This window comes from Sinomicrobium halophytocola (genome assembly GCF_052983395.1).
Genome location: NZ_JBRKIT010000040.1, coordinates 56,711 through 76,023, shown reverse-complemented (window position 1 = coordinate 76,023; position 19,313 = coordinate 56,711). Strand labels below are relative to the sequence as shown.

Annotated in this window: 15 protein-coding genes; 9 read left to right on the top strand and 6 right to left on the bottom strand. The window is 42.2% G+C overall.

The window, feature by feature from the left end; genetic code table 11:
- Window positions 1–51: 51 nt before the first annotated feature.
- The 4 genes from ACVBDY_RS17185 to ACVBDY_RS17170 form a co-directional block, all read right to left on the bottom strand.
- A complete protein-coding gene (locus ACVBDY_RS17185) occupies window positions 52–822 on the bottom strand; it encodes a LytR/AlgR family response regulator transcription factor (protein WP_447176687.1) in 771 nt (256 codons plus the stop codon).
- Complete coding sequence (locus ACVBDY_RS17180; protein ID WP_447176686.1) at window positions 819–1,826, bottom strand: sensor histidine kinase; 1,008 nt, start codon at window positions 1,824–1,826, stop codon at window positions 819–821. Before ACVBDY_RS17180 ends, ACVBDY_RS17185 begins: the two co-directional genes overlap by 4 nt.
- Window positions 1,827–1,849: 23 nt before the next feature.
- Window positions 1,850–2,311: a DUF6515 family protein gene (locus ACVBDY_RS17175; protein WP_447176685.1), complete on the bottom strand. Its 462-nt coding sequence runs from the start codon at window positions 2,309–2,311 to the stop codon at window positions 1,850–1,852.
- A gap of 365 nt (window positions 2,312–2,676) precedes the next feature.
- Complete coding sequence (locus tag ACVBDY_RS17170) at window positions 2,677–2,964, bottom strand: helix-turn-helix domain-containing protein (RefSeq protein ID WP_447176684.1); 288 nt, start codon at window positions 2,962–2,964, stop codon at window positions 2,677–2,679.
- 790 nt (window positions 2,965–3,754) lie between these two features.
- Here ACVBDY_RS17170 and ACVBDY_RS17165 point away from each other — a divergent pair.
- Window positions 3,755–4,306 (top strand): RNA polymerase sigma factor, encoded by a 552-nt coding sequence (locus ACVBDY_RS17165; RefSeq protein WP_447176683.1) that lies wholly within the window; start codon window positions 3,755–3,757, stop codon window positions 4,304–4,306.
- Between the two features lie 161 nt (window positions 4,307–4,467).
- On the opposite strand, the gene ACVBDY_RS17160 is transcribed toward ACVBDY_RS17165, so the two are convergent.
- Entirely contained in the window at window positions 4,468–4,887 is a 420-nt protein-coding gene (locus tag ACVBDY_RS17160) for a VOC family protein (protein ID WP_447176682.1), read from the bottom strand.
- 198 nt (window positions 4,888–5,085) lie between these two features.
- Here ACVBDY_RS17160 and ACVBDY_RS17155 point away from each other — a divergent pair, with 198 nt between their 5' ends.
- Window positions 5,086–5,349 (top strand): hypothetical protein, encoded by a 264-nt coding sequence (locus ACVBDY_RS17155; protein WP_447176681.1) that lies wholly within the window; start codon window positions 5,086–5,088, stop codon window positions 5,347–5,349.
- 209 nt (window positions 5,350–5,558) lie between these two features.
- Here the strand turns inward: ACVBDY_RS17155 and ACVBDY_RS17150 are convergent, their stop codons facing one another.
- Window positions 5,559–8,075, bottom strand: a complete 2,517-nt coding sequence (locus tag ACVBDY_RS17150) for a hypothetical protein (RefSeq protein ID WP_447176680.1) — start codon at window positions 8,073–8,075, stop codon at window positions 5,559–5,561.
- A 409-nt stretch (window positions 8,076–8,484) separates the two neighbouring features.
- Between ACVBDY_RS17150 and ACVBDY_RS17145 the strand changes: the two genes are divergently transcribed.
- From ACVBDY_RS17145 to ACVBDY_RS17115, 7 genes are all read left to right on the top strand, one after another.
- Complete coding sequence (locus ACVBDY_RS17145) at window positions 8,485–11,667, top strand: SusC/RagA family TonB-linked outer membrane protein (RefSeq protein ID WP_447176679.1); 3,183 nt, start codon at window positions 8,485–8,487, stop codon at window positions 11,665–11,667.
- 102 nt (window positions 11,668–11,769) lie between these two features.
- Window positions 11,770–13,701: a RagB/SusD family nutrient uptake outer membrane protein gene (locus ACVBDY_RS17140; RefSeq protein ID WP_447176678.1), complete on the top strand. Its 1,932-nt coding sequence runs from the start codon at window positions 11,770–11,772 to the stop codon at window positions 13,699–13,701.
- Between the two features lie 22 nt (window positions 13,702–13,723).
- Entirely contained in the window at window positions 13,724–14,461 is a 738-nt protein-coding gene (locus tag ACVBDY_RS17135; protein WP_447176677.1) for a DUF3823 domain-containing protein, read from the top strand.
- A 2-nt stretch (window positions 14,462–14,463) separates the two neighbouring features.
- Window positions 14,464–15,792 carry a glycoside hydrolase family 99 protein gene (locus ACVBDY_RS17130; RefSeq protein WP_447176676.1) on the top strand — a complete coding sequence of 443 codons (1,329 nt, stop codon included), beginning with the start codon at window positions 14,464–14,466 and terminating at the stop codon, window positions 15,790–15,792.
- Window positions 15,793–15,842: 50 nt separating this feature from the next.
- Complete coding sequence (locus tag ACVBDY_RS17125; RefSeq protein WP_447176675.1) at window positions 15,843–16,724, top strand: ROK family protein; 882 nt, start codon at window positions 15,843–15,845, stop codon at window positions 16,722–16,724.
- Between the two features lie 6 nt (window positions 16,725–16,730).
- Window positions 16,731–18,002 (top strand): glycoside hydrolase family 99 protein, encoded by a 1,272-nt coding sequence (locus ACVBDY_RS17120; protein WP_447176674.1) that lies wholly within the window; start codon window positions 16,731–16,733, stop codon window positions 18,000–18,002.
- 4 nt (window positions 18,003–18,006) lie between these two features.
- Complete coding sequence (locus ACVBDY_RS17115; RefSeq protein WP_447176673.1) at window positions 18,007–19,266, top strand: glycoside hydrolase family 99 protein; 1,260 nt, start codon at window positions 18,007–18,009, stop codon at window positions 19,264–19,266.
- Window positions 19,267–19,313: the final 47 nt, after the last annotated feature.

The following is a 19,313-nucleotide window of genomic DNA, read 5'->3' as shown; positions in this document are numbered from 1 at the left end:
TTTGGAATTACTTTTCAAATCGCTCTTCGGGTATATGCTCAAATGACATGTTCAATGATTTCCTTCCATCCATTGCAGAAAGGAAGAGGCTTTTTGTTTACTTACAATGATGTGCTGAGGAACTTTTACTGCGGTTCGTACAAATAATTTCCTGGAGAAATATGGCTCTACCGCCTCAATGCTTTTAAACGAGATGATGTATTGGCGGTTGGCCCGGAAAAACAGCTGTGGATTTAATTTCTCTTCCAGCTGTTCGAGCGTATAATTGACGGGGTAACTTTTGTTTTGATGAGTAAAAAGCCTACAAACGCCATTTTCAGTGTAAAAACAAGCAATATCATGGACATCCAAGGGAATCATTTTTTCTCCGAAAGACACTAAGAAGTTATTTTTATAGGGGCCTTCCCTTACATGGATCTTCTTTAAAATATCCTTTAAGGTAACAGTATGGTCATCTGAGAACATGGTGTTGAATTGCCGGTAACGTTCCAGGCTTTTTCGTAACTTCTCTTCATTAAAAGGCTTTAAGATATAGGCAATGCCATGGGCATCAAAAGCACGAATGGCATATTCGTCAAAAGCAGTACAGAAAATGACCGGGCATTTCAAAGAAACAGTTTCAAAAATCTCAAAACTGAGCCCGTCCGCCAGTTGGATATCACTAAAAATAAGATCGGGGGCGGAGTGCTGCCGTAGCCAAAGTATAGCATCTTTTACACTATCAATAATATCCAGTACCTGCAGGTCAGGTTGAATCTGTATCAACATGTGCTTTAAATCTCTGGCAGCTGCTATTTCATCTTCGATAATGAGTACGTTCATAATGAATGTAACATAGGGATCTTAACGGTAAACACACTATTTTGTTTTTGAATCTGTATGCCTTCCCCTGCTAATAACAAATAGCGTTTATTGATGTTGGAGAGACCTACATTCCCGGAACTTTCTATTGAATTTTTAGGCTGAAAATTGTTGCTAATTATGAGATGAGTTTTAATGGAAGTGATACTAATCGTCAAAGGATTCGAACGTGAAACAATGTTGTGCTTCACCGCATTTTCGATCAATAATTGCAGGGTAAGGGGAGGGATCAGGTTTTTCTGCTGTGGTTCCGGAATATGAATATGTACCTGAAAATTCTCCCCAAACCGGCTTTTTAGGAGATAACTGTAGGCTTTTATAAAGCCGAGTTCTTCAGTAATGCTTACGGTTTGATCCTCCCAGTGCATCAATAAAAAACGATAGACCTCGGAGAGTTTTACCACAAAATCTTCGGAAGCTTCCGGGTCCTGACGGATCAGGGACTTTAAAGTATTCAGCGAATTAAACAGGAAATGAGGACTTAATTGCTCTTTCAGTGACGAAATATTGGCTTCGAGCTGCTTTTGTTTCAACTGTTCGAGCTCTATGGCGTTTCGTTGTTTTTCTTTTAAAATTTCGAGATAATAAACGACAAAAGCAACAAGCCCGCCTAACAGCATTTCCCTGAAAATTTTCATCAACAGTTGTTTATATCCCGTAAATTCGGTTCCTACAACAACACTGTAATCGATTCCCGAAAGAGCCTCGATCACATCAAACCCCGCCCCCAATAAGATCACAATAATCGCAGAGCAGGAAATGTACCACAGTTTCTTATGGGTGAAACGGATAAGACTTTGAAACAAAAACCAACAGGAAAATGAGAACAGCACAATGTGAAGTATCGGGTATAGGACTACAAAAGATGAATCTGTAGCCCGTCTCAGAAAAAACGGGAATGAAACGACACAGGATAGCGTTAATATAAACGGAACACCAACAGGCCAGTTCTTTTCTTTCATCATAGTCAATAAACTAAATATGTACCCTATATTTTACCAACACTGACCACCTCGTAGCGCGTCTTTTTTTCTACGGTCACCTTTTTATATATAACACCTTCAAACTGGTAATACGTTTTTCCGTCAATGACGATTTTCTTCTGTCCTTCGGGCAACTCGGGGACTATGGTACCTACTACAGGTTGTGCTTTGGTGTACGCTTCGGAGGAAGGATCTTTTATATAATAGACGCCGTCACAATAATAATAGGGAGTATTTCCGGCATAAACAGTGACATAAGATGGCGGTAAAGCACCAACTACCACGGTGGGATAAGGAACAATGACCCTAGGCCTTACAACTACCGGGTGATAATAATGGGGATAATAATAAGGTCTCGGCCTCACTACGGCCACACGACGATGCACGACAACCTGGCTTTGTGCCTCACAGGCATAGAAGATGACTAACAGAGGCACTATTTTCAACATTGACTTTACAGAATTCATATTTTTATTTTTAGACAAGGTTAGGCTTCTTTGAAACCAAGTGAAATGAAAATTCTATTGAAACGGACAAAATCACGGGTTAAAAGGAAAGATCCGGATGTGAAAAACGGGTAGTATGGCAATTTACGGGGAGGTCAATTAAAAAAGGTGCCGAGGTGTACAGCGTAAGGCGGGGAAAGGGCAATAGCTGATCCCTACTGGGATCATTGCCGCTGGTATGAATGCGGCATGGGGCGACCGGCTGCTTTATGAACCGGGCAGGTCATGCATGGCCCGGATAGGGCCGAATTAAAAATATACGAAAAGGGTTTGCGGCTTGAATAGCCTAATTGAGGATAGGGTTTTTATTTTGGTTGAAAATCAACCTATAACGGTTCGTCGGGCCAGAAATCTTTGGGAGAACAGTTCAGTATCTTGGCAATGGCGTTCAGATGTTTAATGTTGTATTTTGCTTTTTTGGAAGGCGCTTCGATATGGCTGATGAAAGAACTTCCCATGCCGAGGCTCAGCGATAGGTCGTGCTGGGAAATATTGCGTTTTTCCCGTTCTTCTCTAACCCGCTGTATAATATAATTTTCTATATCCGCCAGGGAATCTTTCATCGCTACAAAGAGCTCGATTATTCTGCAATCTGTCAATGGACTATAATCCATTATTTAAAAAAAATGTTTATATTAGCCCCGGGCAAACCACTCCACAGGGAGGGAACCCGGTATAAAACGGTTGAAGTCCGGTTTTAGGGTTTTAAAAATTTTGTAAACAACAAAACCGCCCCGGGCGTTTTTACGTAGTGTTTCCATAAGGCCCGGTGCTGACTGATCATGGTTTGATGAAGAATGTCGGTTTTAATAATAAAATCGACTATTATTTGTTTTTAATACATTTAATTGCGTGTAGTGTTGTTGATAATTTAAAATATAAGTATTTATGTTGAATATCCTTAATTATTACTAACTTTGAAATATTCAATCCGATACCTAAAAATAGTGTGAAAACCTTATAATCCTCATTTATAGAGGGTTTATCAGAGGCATCCCCAGTCAAAACCGCCATGAAGTGAGGTGTTGTGTTCTGAAAAAGGACAATCTTCTTAAGCTATTGTAAGGTTTTTATACGTGGGCCCCTGCGCATCCCTAAAGCAGGTGTTGGGACAACTACCCGTCTTTCCCACTGAGTACATAGAGTTTTTTGTTTAACTGGTGGTCACATGGAAAACAGTGCCATCGTAAAGGAAACCGCACGTACGGTAATACCCCCTTTATACCTTTTTTCCCGGTACGGATCTCAGGGTATAATGGTACTTATGGTTTTGAGGTATAACTGGATTATGTTTGAATATTGTTTATGGTTAACCCCCCAGGCCCTGATCCTTATCTGTATTTACCTTTTCATCTTATGTGTTGATCATACATTCGCGAAGTCTAATATTGTAATTGCATAGTTATGAGTGCTGACTTGTCAAAGGAAATACAGGAACGGAAATTCGAGGAGTTCTATAACCAGTTCTACGATAAGCTGGTACAATATGCCTATAGTATCTGTTTTAACCGGGCCGTCGCCGAGGATATCGTCCAGGAGGTTTTTATCCGGGTATGGAAAAATGTGGATAAAGACAAAATAGAAATAGGCCCTTCCCTAAAACCTTATGTATATACCGCGGTAAAAAATGGTTGTATCGACTTTTTCAGGTCCCATGGTATTACAGACGAACTCGGGTTTTTAGATTTTTACGCCGAAATCACCCCGCATTATAATCCTGTAGTCATTGCAGAGGACGAGGAAGAAAAAAAAGGGATGTTCGTTGCTATTCTGAAAATTACAGATACCTTCCCCCCGCAAATGCGGAAGGTTTTCCGGCTTTGGCTGTGTGACAACTACAAACAGACAGAGATTGCCAAAAAACTGAATATTCATCCGAGTACGGTCAATTCCCATTTAAAAATGGCCCAGGAGAAGATTTGCCAGGCCTTTGCTCAAAAGTCCGGCAGGAAGTAGTGGAGTAGGGGCCGTTCTCTCTAAGTCTGATTCTGCTTTACTACTCATAATTTACTGTCTGAATAAAATGAATAATTAGACATTAAAATCTATTCAGACAGAGTTCAGTTTACACCCTCCCTGCGGACGCAACGAAGCTTTAGCTGATAGCTGTAGTGCTTTTAAATTTTTTTAATGTTATTTTTAAATCTTTCTATTGCTTCGGGTGATAAAGGAGTGAAAAAGTTAACTAAATTTCCATCAGGATCCCTAAATAAAAGTGACCTGTTTCCCCAAGGCATTGTGGTTGGTTCTTGTACAAGATGATGCCCGATTAATTTTCCTAACCTGGCATAGTCATCATCCACGCTTTTTGATAAGAATTCAATAATAGCTGTACGATTTTGAGCTGCTTTTGCTACATCATTGCCGCCGAATAGTTGTAACGTTTTAGTACTGCCAATTGCCAATGTTGCCGTTGCCGTTTTCAATTCAGCAAACTCTTTAGTGTGTCGTATTGCTTTTAATCCGGTTATTTTTTCGTAAAAACCAACTAACTGTTCTACTTCTGTTGTGATAATTCTAATTGAAAGAAGATTCATAATAATACTATTTAAAATTGTTGATGCAAAAGTAGCGCAGGTCTATGACAAGAGTGTGTCAGTAGTGATAGTTATGAATGTTCAATTTACCTGGATGCTTTTTTGCGGACGAAAGGAGAAGATACTTATGACAATTAACAAATGCTTAAATGTTATTAACCGTAGCATCATTCTGGCCTTTATAGGGGTAGTATACTTTTGTCTCAGGAACTTCTACTTGGATGGACCAATAATTATTTGTTTACCATGACCATGAACACCAACTGCTTTTCTTACATCTGGGTGAGCTGGCGTGCCAGGGTGATGTACGTTGAGCAGGCGTTTGGGTATGGTATGCTGTCAGGCAGGGAAACCGAAGCTCTTACTACCTGTAACAAATGGTTGCCAAATTTGTTACAAAAAAATGTACTTTACTGGTCGGGATCGGGTCTTACCGAATCCATGTCTAGATACCGGACCTGAAGGACGGGGAATTTTCCGGCGACTTCATTTTTCGAATTGTCCTGGCTTACACCTATTATTTATAGAACTGATTCTATGTAACTTTAGAAAAAAGGGGAAGCTTATACGGTTTTCCACACCAGGTAGATCCGTACCATTCCAGTGCTCGGTCATGTGGTACTTTGAAGTATTGGACGGGGGAAAACAGAAAAGCAATAAGCACATCAAATTCATTCAATGATCTTTATAAAAGGTTTGGTAAACTCCGTTCCGAGCAAAGTCTCATATTCTTTTCTGAAAATGTCGTAACTCTGTTTGGCAAGACCTTTTTTTCCCATGCGATATAGTGATTTGCATTTTAGAATTAGGGCTTCTTCATTTAAAGTGTCATATTTCAAAATGCAGCCTGCAATGGTATTGAGTTTGTTGGGGTCCGATTCCGATTTGGTAATATATTCCAGGCCATTGATCAGGCGATTGGAAAAATCCACTTTAAAGCTGTCCATCCATTCCGTTTGTATATCCGGACAAATTTCACCGGGCGATACGGTCTGAATTAATTTTATAATGGTTTCTTCTTCAGAGTGGTCGGTTAAATTATCGAGGGTCCATAAGGCATTGGTATAATCGCAATAGACATTCTCACCCATGACAGTTTTCCAGTAGGTATTGTCATTGGTGATCTCAATATTTCCTATTTTTTCCAGGAGTAACCTTAATTTCCTGATGTTAACGTTGCGGTTATTTCTCGCGCTGCTTTCATTTTTATCATACCAGATGATCTCAGTAAGTTTAATTGAAGATATACCTTTTTGGTTTTTTGTGGTATAAAGTAAAATTAATAGGAACAGGGATTTTAAGGTTGGGGTGAATAAGGCAGTGATGTCTTGACCTTCCTTGTCAAAAACCTGTAGCCCTCCGAGGAGGTAAATGGCGGATATTCTTTTTTTGGAGCTATTGGACGAAATGAACTTTTTAGGCAGGTATGGTTCCCTGGTATTATTTTGTTGTTGGGATCTGATTCGCTTTCTCTTTTGTGCAATAAAGTAAAATATGAGTATTATAATAGCAAGAATGGCAGTAATCCCTGTCCATTTTACTATTGAACCTCTGCCCGGATCTTCCTGGAAAACATCTTTGTCAAGCAGGGGTGGATAAGCAAGGGAATACAGTTTGACAGCATTGTCCGTTGATGTTACAGCCGTTAATTTATTTTTCTGACTGTTAAGTAATAAAGTGCCCCAGGATCGTACATCCAGAAAATTATAGGGGATGGAATCCTGGTAAATCGTTTGTTCGGGATGGTCAATGGAAAATCTTACAAGGTTTAACTTAGAACTGTAATTAGTGTTATTATATACAAGAGTATAAAAACTCCTGGAGTCTTTATCAATGATCAATGTTTCCAGTGGAACGAAAGGCGTATTCTTCGGTGCCGGGTATTTCCATTTTTGCTGTGTACTGAAATCCTTGAGATCGATGGCATATAAATCGTAGTAATACTCGCTGTTTACCTCCTGTCTCCCTGTTTTACTTCCATACCCTCCGAAAATCAAAAAATGTTCATTGTCCAACACCCCTGTACCGCTTAAATAACGAGGTGTTATGGAATCTGGAAGTACAGTATCGGTCCAGTGTTTTCCGTAATGAATATTTTGGAGGTCATTTTTGTACCGGTAGTGGCCATAGCCGCCGAAGGTTATCAGGGAACTGTCTTTTGGAGAGATCAACCTGTTGTGATGCCAGTAATCTGTTTCCGGACACTCGGTATGGTTAATACTCCATTGTTTGTTTTTAAAATTAAAGATATTTATAATGTCATTGTCAAAATTATAGGACCATAATTCATCGGAATATTTATTATATATGATGGTATTGCCCTGACAAAAATAAGGTTGCCCCGAATATCTTAATGTATCTATCTTATTGGTTTCTGTATGGTAGACATATACCGCCCGGGGATCTACAAAAAAAAGCCGGTTGTGAAGGTCATCCTTGGCAATGCCTACCAGTTTATTAAAGGTGTATTCGTTTCTTTTCTTCCAATGTAAGTGCTGGTCAATTTTCCAGATCGGATTATATACGGTGGCCTCTGCTCCCGAAATTTCGTCGTAAACTTTATTGCTTTTTGAATGCTTGCCGAGTATCCAGTTCCGGATCAAGTTGGAATTACGGTTAAATATTTTAATATTCTTCAAGGTCATCGGGCAGACATCTGTTGTGATAAAAGGCTTCAGGTTACTGGCACCGAATATTATATTGTAAAGGCTAATCTCCGAAATTATATTTGTTTTTTTATATAATTTATGCCCGTTAAAAGATAGAGTGATCGAGGAATCCCTGGGGTCAATTTTTAATTTGATATCTATCCATTGATCAAAAGCACCGTCCGGGATATCATCCCATTTCACTGTAAATAGAATACTGTCTTTGACCACCAGCCAGAAATTGGCTTCATCAGTGTTCAGGTTCGATACCAAATCTATATTAACTTCATTGTCCCCGATAACCCTGACAATATCTCCATAATAACCGTCACCCTTTCTGAAGTTGGCACTAAATTCAAGCGAGAATCCCTTTTTTAGGAAAAGGGGAGAGTTAGGGGTAATATTCAGAGAAGTACGATGATCCTGAATGACTTCATGAGATGAAAAGTAAAGCCCCTCATTTAAATAGTTTTGGGCATAGGTATTTACGGATAGAAATAGTATGGATATAAGACAAAATATTAATTTGAAAATCTTCACAGTTTTAATAGATGAGTTAGTCGCCCTAAAAAAATTAAACAGTGGCTAAGTCCTTAGTCTGATCAGAGGCTGAATGATATTTCAAGGAATAAAATTAATCATATAATTGAATTTTAGGATTTAAATTGATTAAAATATAAAAATTGAAGCCTATTTTAATCACTTTAATGATAATTAATTAATTATTAAGCTTTTTTTTATTGTTAATTATGATTTAATTAATAGCTCTCTCCTTTATTTGTTATCAAAATTTTACCGGCATTTATCTGGCTTTTACTTTAAAAATATATAGAAAGTTAAAATCAGCTTTAAGATTAAAAAAGTCTACTAAAACGATGTAGTGCTATATGTTCATTTCTTTTAACACAACCACCAATTAAAACTTTATGAAGACTAAACTAATTGATCTATGAAATTAAACCAACCAAAAATTCAAATTTACGGTAAATCCGTGAGGTTTACTGAAATGTTTTTAGCGGCAATATTATTATTGACGACAAATTTATGCCTACTGGCACAAAACGGCCCAGGTCAAAAAAATGTAAGTGGAGCAATAATAGACGAAAACGGAGTGCCCATGCCGGGAGTTTCGGTAGTATTGAAAAATACGAATACGGGAGCAGTATCCGATTTTGACGGGAAGTATTCCCTGGATGTATCTGTTTCAGATAATCCTGTGCTGGAATTTAGTTACGTAGGTTATAGGTCTGTTAGTGTAAATGTTGGAACCCGGTCGGAAATTGATATTGCCATGGAACCGGATTTAGAAAGCCTGGACGAAGTAGTTGTTGTTGGATATACGACCTCGACAAAGGCTACGTTAACGGGTGCTGTGTCCGAGATTAAAGGAGAGGACATGGTGCGTACGAAGAATGAAAATACGCTCAATATGCTTACCGGTAAAGTGCCCGGGGTACGTGTCGTCCAGAAAAGTAGTGCGCCCGGAGCATACGACACGGAAATAGATATCCGTGGTATGGGGACCCCGTTGTTTGTCGTAGACGGTATTCCACGGGACAAAGGCTATTTTGCGCGGATGAGTTCTGAAGAGATCGAAAGTGTCTCGGTGCTGAAAGACGGTACGGCCGCTATATATGGGTTACGTGCTGCTAACGGGGTAGTCCTTGTAACTACCAAAAAAGGTATATCTCAGGATGGGAAAGTGGATATCAGCTATAGTGTCAGTGCTTCCTTGCAACAGTTCCTCTATGTTCCGGAAGGCGTCGATGCGGTTGATTATATGACGTTGAGAAATGAATCGAACTGGCAGGATTTTGGAAAAAACTATTTGGTCCGTCAAAACCCGATATTTGCCGAAGAAGTATTTCAGCCCTACTACGATGGTACCAAACACTCTTACAATTGGCTGGACAAGGTATTCCGTGAATCTACCCCGCAATCCGAACATAACCTGAGCGTAAGAGGGGGGAATGAAAAATTACAGTATTATTTCACCCTGGGGTATTCAAAACAGGAAGGTGCATTTAGGAGTGGTGATTTCAACTCAAGCCGCTGGAATCTGCGTACCAATATCGATGCCCGGATTACCAAACGCCTGAAAGCAAGGGTGTCATTGGGCGGATTTATGGTGAATACCACCCAGCCGAGCAGGGCCGGTTGGGACACCTATAAAGAAGTGTGGCTCATGCGTCCCGATGCACCGTTTTATGCCAACGACAACCCGGAGTACCTGAACGGCGATACAAACCTAATCCCCGAAGGGAACATGATTGCCCGGACCGATGCAGACTACGTGGGGTATAATCTGAACCGGGATCGCCGTTTCAACGGGACCTTAACACTGGAATACGATATCCCTGGCGTAGAAGGGTTGTCGGGCAAAGTATTATACGATTATGCAGCAAGCGTCCCCGACTATAAAAATTATAGTAGGGCGTATACCATGTATCAATATGCTCCGGATAACGATACGTATGACCTGATTGAAAGAAATACGCCTTCGAATGTTACAAGGGGTGTCAATTTCAATTTTGATACCGATATGCAGTTGGGGTTGTTCTATAAAAATTCATTTGGCCAGCACAACTTCAATAACTTTTTGATCTATGAAGAAACCTACAATACCTGGGATAGTTTTAATGCATATCGTGAAATATTGATCAACTCGGAATACCTGTTTGCTGGTGAAACAGAAAACCAGCGCGGGCAAGGCGGTGGTGTAGGCGACCGCGCGAGTAGGTCATTAATCGGTCAGGTAGATTATAACTATGCAGGTAAATATATGTTTGCCTTTAAATTCCGGTACGACGGTTCATCCCGCTTCCCGAAAGGAAGCCAGTTCGGTTTCTTCCCATCGCTTTCTGCAGCATGGCGGATAAGTGAAGAAAAGTTCATCAAAGATAATCTCGATTTTCTTAGTAACGTGAAAATAAGGGCTTCGTATGGCGAGATGGGCGATGACAGTTCGGCCGGTAACTATCCGCCAGCCCTTGGTTATAACCTGAACTCGAATGAAGTTGGATGGATTTACGATGGTACGCTTACCGGTGGTGTTTTACCTTCGGCTATTCCGAACCCGAATTTAACCTGGTATCGCATTAAATCTTATAATCTGGGCCTGGATGTTGGTGTGCTGAAAAACAAGTTGAATGCGTCGGTTGACGTGTTTAAGCGCGACCGATCCGGATTGCTGGCGAGTAGCGGGGCGGTAATTCCTGCAACAGTGGGGGCAGCCCTGCCACAGGAAAACCTGAATAGCGACCGTAATTTTGGGTATGAAGTGGCATTGAATTACCAAAACCAGTGGAACGACCTTTCTTATTATGTGAATGGGCAAATCTCGGCTACCAAACATATGCGGACCGACTGGTTAGAAACCCCTGCGAGCAACTCTTACGATCACTGGAGAAACCGCAGCAGTGGCCGGTACTCCGATATTTGGTGGGGTAACGAATCTGCCGGTATGTTTACGAGTATCGATGAAATTCGCGACTTCCATCTTCCCTCGGGGCAAAACACATTACCCGGGGACTGGTATTTGAACGACTGGAACGAAGACGGGGTGATAAATGGCGATGATACCCACCCGATAGCTACTTACGGGCTTCCGGTCTTTAACTATGGCATTTCACTTGGCGGTTCGTGGAAAGGGTTCGATTTGGCTCTGGATTTCCAGGGAGCACACGGTGTTTATGTGCAATACGGGGAGCTGTTGGTGGAGCCTGTGCCGTTTGGGGGAAGAAACACCTTGTCGTATTTCATGGATCGGTGGCATCCGGCAGACCCAAATGCAGATTATTTTCATCCAGATACGGAATGGGTTCCCGGATATTACCCTGTTACGGGGCACGATGGCCGCCGTACCGGTACCAACGCAGTGCAAAATGCCTCCTACATGCGTTTGAAAACAGCGCAATTGGGATACACATTGCCGGACAGTTGGGTGTCTAAGGCAGGGATTAAAACTTTTAGGCTGTATGTGAGCGGTTATAATTTGCTGACGTTTACCAGTCTTGAACATACAGATCCTGAACGGCCAGGTATAGCGGGCGGTGCTTCTACCGATGCCATACAAATGTATAATTACCCGGTAAACCAAACATTTACTCTTGGTGCAAACATTAAATTCTAAAGAAAGAACAATTATGAAATGTCCATAAACGGATTTATCAAACCAATTGATATGATAATCGGGGCATTCCATCTGACCATTGAAACAATAAAATATTAACAGATGAAAAAAAGGATTTTAATATATATCGTACTTCTCGGAGGACTTACTTTTTCTTGCCAAGACTTAGACTTGGAACCAAAAGGAGTTTTGGGAGAAGAAGAACTTTTTGGTACTGAAGTAGGGGTTAAGAGATACTTCGTAAGTATATACAATTACCTTCCTATTGAAGATTTTCTGTATTACGGTACCAATCCGGGGAGCTATCGCCCAAGCGGTTACTGGGAGACGGGGAAAAACAGTCTGGGAAATATGAGTGGGGAGTTCTTCAATACCTGGGTATCAGTAGATAACGACGGGTTCGGTTACTGGCCGTATGATCGCATTCGCGATGTAAACACTTTTATCCAGAATTTTCCCGATTATGCCGAACTTTATGGAGAAGCCGAATATAACAGCCTCTTGGGCGAAGCCCATTTTTTACGGGCCTACTTCTATTTTGGTTTGGCCAAACGCTATGGGGGTGTCCCCATTGTAAAAGAAGTACAAGACCCTTTTGGAGATGCAGAAGAACTGAATGTGTCGCGTAATACCGAGTACGATACGTGGAAATTTATTTATGAAGATTTGAAATTTGCAGTAGAGAACATGAATGAAACCAGTGAAACGGGGCGTGCTAATAAATATGTTGCCGCGGCGCTCATGTCTCGAGCCATGCTGTATGCAGGCTCCATTGCCAAGTATACGCAATACCTCGGGTTCCAGAATGAAGCTGCCACACAGAAAGGTCTGGCAGGGATGGATTCCTCACAGGGCAACGAATTTTTTCAATATTGTGTAGAGGCGGGAGAAATTGTCGAATCGGGCCCCTATTCGTTGTACACCAAGGATTACCCGGACAAGGCAACCAACTTTGCTTACCTGTTCCTGGACCCGGCATCTCCCGAGTCGATTTTCATCAAAGCCTACGACTTCACCTCACCCGACGGCAATCGCCTGCGTCATAATTACGATGCACTCATGGCACCTAGCCCCGATATGTCGTCGTTTGTAGGCTCGGAGAGCTATCCGCCGCTGGATTTTATGAAATTGTATGATATGCCGGTATACACCGATGCTGACGGTACCCCGGTTCGTTTTGACAGCCGCAGTGATATCCGTGAAGGCATGGAACCGCGTATGCGGGGAACCATGTATTTTGATGGAGATGTATTACGCGGAAAGACCTTTAGCATACAAAGAGGTATCTACAGAACTTTTGATGGACTGGCTACCGATATACAGAGGGGAAGTAATAGCGCTCCGATTAACAGCAACGGCAACCGTATTTTAGGCGGCCGGGGCTGGACAACTGAAATTGATGGCAAGATCCTTAACATCACCGGGGCGCATGGGCATTTTGAAGACCAGGGCGGTGAAAATAATGGCTGGGGTGCAGCTTTTGTTCGCAAATACATGAACCCGGATATGTCTACAAGTGATGTTCAGGTATATCGCAGCGACCAGCATTGGGTGGTTTTCCGTTTGGGGGAAATTTACCTGAACACTGCAGAAGCGCTTTACGAATTGGGTCAACGGAACCGGGCCTTTGATTACGTTCAAATGATCCGCGATCGTGCAGGTGCCGAGGAGGTTCGTCCGGTAATAGATATGACCACCACGAATATCGGTACCATCAATAAAGCCAATTATCCATATCAGATTGAAAAATCGTTGCAGTTCATCCGCGACGAACGCGAGCGTGAACTGTATGGTGAAAACCATTGGTGGTGGGATCTTCGTCGCTGGCGTACGGCCGACCAGGTGTTGAATCAGTTCCGGCACCGCGTGCTTAGCTGTTATTATGTAGCAGATGAAGAAAAATATATTTACCTGGATGAAGATAATAGGTGGAACAGGGAGTGGACAGCTTCCAAACAATGTTATTACGAGCCGATTCCATGGGGAGAGATTGCCAAGAACAATAATTTGCTACCACAGAATCCACTTTATTAATTAATCTATTGATACGAATATTATGAAGAAGATAATATACATACTATTAGGAGTAACGTTGATGTCGGCTTCCTCATGTTTAAAGACCGACAACTGGGAGGCGCCGGATGCACGGGTTCACGGGCGCGTAATTGATTCGTACACCAGCGAGAACTTACTTACTTCGCAAGATGAGTGGGATATCCGGATATGGGAAAGGACCTGGACAGCATCCGAACCTAACCCTCAGAATTTGTCGGTAAAACAAGACGGGTCCTATAACAACAGTAAACTATTTGAAGGTACCTATGATATGTTACCCTATGGAGGGGCTTTCTGGCCTATGGATACCATAAGAGGTGTTGTCCTGGACGGAGATACGGAACAAGACTTTACGGTTATTCCGTATCTGAGATTGACAGACTTTGAGGTGGAACTGGACGGACTGGAATTGACGATGAAATGCCGGTTGAATGCCCCGATCCGTACAGGTTTGCCCAATCTTGTGGATATCAAGCCATTTTTGAGTCTTACTACTTTTTGCGGTGCAACCAATAACATCGATATCGGTGAATATTCTAATCAACGGATTCAGATCAACAAATCGTGGGCAGAAGAGGTAGGTGATGCCGAAACCAGTGGGGTGTACACCATCGGTCCCCTCCCGGTAAAAGCAGGATATACCTATCATGTGCGCCTTGGGGCTAATGTAAACGATGCCAACCGCAAATATAATTATACCGAGATTGTTAAAGTGGAAGTACCTAATAATGCAGAATAGTTATGAAAACATCATATGACAAATGGATTAATCGAATTTTCTTGGCGAGTGCTTGTTTTTTGTCGTTTGCCTGTTCAGATGACAACAATCCCGCTGCGGAAGAAGAAAATCAAGAGGTATCAGAAACCGTTTACGACGAAACGGGATGCCTGTATACCTCCTATACAGGGCTGGTTATGGCTGGATATCAGGGGTGGTTTGCGGCTGAAGGAGATGGCTCCAACCGGGGTTGGTACCATTACCAACAGGGGAACACTTTTGAGCCGGGGACTAGTACTATAGATTTTTGGCCCGATGTAAGTGAATACACCAAAACTTACAAATCACCTTTTCAATTTACTGACGGTTCTGATGCTTATTTATACAGCCCGTATGACGAAGAGAGCGTAGACCTTCATTTCCAATGGATGCAGGAATATGGGCTGGATGGGGTACATATGCAGCGTTTTATAGCGGAAGTGAAACCCTCTAATGAGGCGGGGAAAAGGCATTTCAACCAAGTGTTGTCCAATGCGCTAAAAGCGGCAAAGAAATACGAACGCGCCATCAGCGTGATGTATGACCTTAGCGGGTCTAACAGTGAAGACGTGGCCTATTTGGAAGAAGATTGGAATGAACTTCAAGAAACCTTTGACTTGTTTAACAATGTGAAACACCCCACCTATCTCAGGCATAATGGCAAACCCCTTGTGGCCATATGGGGAGTAGGCTTTAACGATGGCAGGGAATATTCCATCAGCGAAGTAAACGATTTGGTTGATCGGCTAAAAGGCCCTGAAAACAAAGTGTCTATTATGCTGGGGGTGCCCTATTATTGGCGGGAACTGCGAAACGATACCGAAAATAATCCTGAATTACATGAACTCATCCGAAAAGTGGATATCATTATGCCCTGGGCAGTAGGGCGCTATAATAATGACAACTACAACGAGGTGGCCGGCACGATGGTAGCAGATGTGATATGGTGCCGGCAAAACAACATTGATTATGTACCACTGGTGTTTCCCGGATTTAGCTGGGGCAATATGAATAACGACCCTTCGCTATACAATTCAATCCCGCGGTTAGAAGGTGATTTCCTGTGGAAACAGGTAGCCGGTGCCAGGCAAGCCGGCGTGGAGTCCTTATATGTGGCGATGTTTGACGAAGTAGACGAAGGCACCGCCATCTTTAAATGTTTACGCGAAAACGAAGTACCTCTCAATGGCGATTTGCAATTTATGGGGATCGAGCAGAATTTGCCCTCAGATCATTACCTCTGGCTTACCGGGCAGGCCTCCAATTGGTTTCACGGAGACTCAGGCTATGGCTCTGTTAAACCCAATCGATAGTGTATATAGCTTATGATAGATACAATATGAAGTTAACCATTAAAAGATCTATGAATCACAATGAATTCGACTATATAGGTGTCGATATTGGGGGGTCCCATATTACCGTGGCAAGAGTGGATAGTAAAACGCGAAAATATAAACCCGATTCATATCAGAGGCAACGGGTCAATCCACATGGGAGTACCGAAGAAATAATTAAAAACTGGGCAGGTGCCATTCATAATACACTCAGAAAACCCGGTAACACTTATATGGGAATTGCCATACCCGGCCCGTTTGATTATAAAAATGGGATTAGCTATATGAAAGGTCAGGAAAAATATGACAGGCTGTATAATTTGAATATTAAAGAATTATTAGCTAAAGAATTGAATATTTCGGAAGACCGGATTGACTTTGTCAATGATGCAGCTGGCTTTTTACAGGGGGAACTCCTGTTTTTAGGACATGAAAAAGTAAGATCTGTAATAGGGCTCACCCTCGGAACCGGCCTGGGTTCGGCTTACACCATAGACGGAGTGGCTTTTGACGCAGGTTTATGGAGATTTCCCTTTGGAAAAGGGATTTCAGAAGATTATCTCTGTACGAGGTGGTTTGTTAACAGCTTTTACCAGGCTACCGGGGAAAAAGTAAAGGATTTAAAGGATTTGTTGGACCGGTTTGGCAAACATCCGCAGGTTGTAAATATTTTCAGGCATTTTAGTGAAAACCTGGCGGCTTTTATCTTGCAATTTGTAAAAATGAGAAACCCCGAGATGATAATTATCGGGGGTAACATGATAAAAGCAGAGCAGTATTTTTTAACAGATGTTATCGAAATACTGAAAAAGCATCGATTGGAAATACCTGTAATAACAGCCTGCCTTGGCGAAAAAGCTGCCCTGGTAGGCGCGGTCTACAACTGGATATCTAAAAATTTAAAATTATAAAAACGAATGCAGACAACAATCAAAAATGTGGCCCTGGCCTTTTTATTATATCATTTTGTACCGGCTATTGTATGTGCTCAAACCAAACATACCGGCTCCACAAATTATCCGACCTATAAAGGGCTGGTTATGGCGGGCTACCAGGGGTGGTTTCGCGAGGAAGAAGGAAAAATGTACCCAGATGAAAAAAATATAAGAATTGATATGTGGCCCGATGTAAGTGAGTATAAAAAAACCTATCCTACCGGCCTGAAACTGGCCAATGGAAGTACTGCACGGTTTTTCAGTTCGGATGATAAAAGTACCGTGGACCTGCATTTTAAATGGATGACGGAGTACGGATTGGACGGTGTTTTTATGCAACGTTTTTTTCATCCTGCAAAGCGTAGGAGCAAAACGGCGACCAAAATTTTGAAAGATGCGTTTTCCGCCGCTTCGAAGGAGAACAGGGCCATTGCCATAATGTATGACCTGTCGGGATTGAACGCCAGGGGAGAAGATTGTTCGGTTTTGATTGAAGACTGGAAGTTCCTGGTAGATTCTTTAAGGGTTACCAATCAGAAGGGAACCCATACCTATCTGCATCACAACAGGAAACCTCTGGTTGCTATTTGGGGGCTTGGTTTTCCGGATCGTCCGTATAATATCCGGAATATAGGAATCGGCAGGTTTATTGATTTTTTAAAGAATGATCCGGAATATGGTGGTTGCAGTGTCATGTTGGGCGTACCCACATTCTGGAGGACTCTCGAAGCAGATTGTGTTAGCGATCCCTATTTACACGAGATCATAAAACAGGCCGATATCGTACTGCCGTGGATGGTACAGCGGTTTACCCCGCTTCTCCATAGCGACATGGACCGTTACAAAGACCTGATTATCGGGGATTTAAAATGGTGCGAACCCAATGGGGTTGACTATGTGCCTTCTGTTTACCCGGGCTTTAGCTGGCATAACCTGAGCAGATTCGAATTTCCGGATGATATCAAACCTTCCGGCTCTATTCCGCGGCAGGGAGGCCGTTTTTACTGGCAACAGATTGAGACCGCGTTGAATGCAGGTGTCCGGATGCTCTATGTAGCTATGTTTGATGAAGTCAATGAAGGGACAGCTATTTTTAAAGGTTCCGATAATCCTCCGGTCAGTGAACATGCAGAATTTATTGATATGGATGGGGTGCCTTCCGATCATTATCTATGGCTCACGGGAGAAGCCGCAAAAATGTTGAAAGGGGAGATCCCCGTAACACAGCAAATGCCACAGCGAAATGGGAAGTAAACAGATGAAATATTTTAAAATATTGCTGGCATGCCTGATTCCGATTGCAGGCAGTGCCCAAAATACCATGCCAGACCGTACATTTAAAAAGCATACCTTTTCCAAAGGTTTGGTCATGGCAGGATACCAGGGATGGTTCAATACCCCGGAAGACGGGGCGGATCGCGGATGGCACCATTATCAGCGAAAGGGAAGGTTTGAACCCGGTTATTGTACTATTGATTTTTGGCCCGATATGTCAGAATATGAAAAAAAGTACAACACCGCTTTTGAATATGCATCCGGCACCACGGCGCAGGTATTCAGCTCCTATGACGAAAGTACCGTGGAGTTGCATTTTAAGTGGATGAAAGATTATAATATCGATGGTGTTTTCATGCAGCGTTTTGTAGCCGAGGTCCGGAACCCATCGGGGAAAATGCATTTTAATAAAGTTCTGGAATCTGCCAATAAGGCGGCTTTAAAAAATGACAGGGCCCTAAGCATAATGTATGACCTTTCGGGTATGCGATCAGGGGATACTGCCATAGTTAAAAAGGATTGGAAAGAAATCCTGGAAAAATACGGGTACGACGACCGTTCGAAATACGGCAATTATTTGTTTAATGATCAACGGCCTGTCATTGGCATTTGGGGCGTTGGATTTAATGATAACCGGAAATATGACCTGGAGGATATAAAAGCCCTGATACGTTTTTTTAAATCGGAAGAAGGCGGGAGATGCGATGTTTTACTCGGTGTCCCGGCTTACTGGAGAGAACTGGGCAGGGATTGTATAAAAGATCCGAAATTACATAAAGTGATCAGGATGGCAGATATTGTTCATCCCTGGTTTGTAGGACGGTTTAATGAAGATACCTATCCCAGCTTTAAGAATCTGATCGGAAAAGACCAGCAGTGGTGCGATGCCCATGATCTGAAATATATGCCCGTGGCATTCCCCGGGTTTAGCTGGAATAATATGTTACCTCCCGGGCGTCCGGATAGTACGATCCCCAGGAATGAGGGGTCCTTTTTCTGGAAACAATTAAGAGGTGTTGTCACAGAAGGAGCGCATGCCATTTATATTGCCATGTTTGATGAAATAGATGAAGGCACCGCAATTTTTAAGGTAGCGCATCGTGTCCCGGTAGGGAAAAGTACATTTGTTTACCGTTCCGATAAGGTTCCTTCAGATTACTATCTGTGGTTAACCGGACTGGCTGCAACATATTTAAAACAAGATAAAATCCTGCCTGAAAGAAAGCCGGAGAAACAGCAATAGTGTTCAGCAGGTGTAAAGTAAATGTGGAGTTATTAATTGGAAACTAA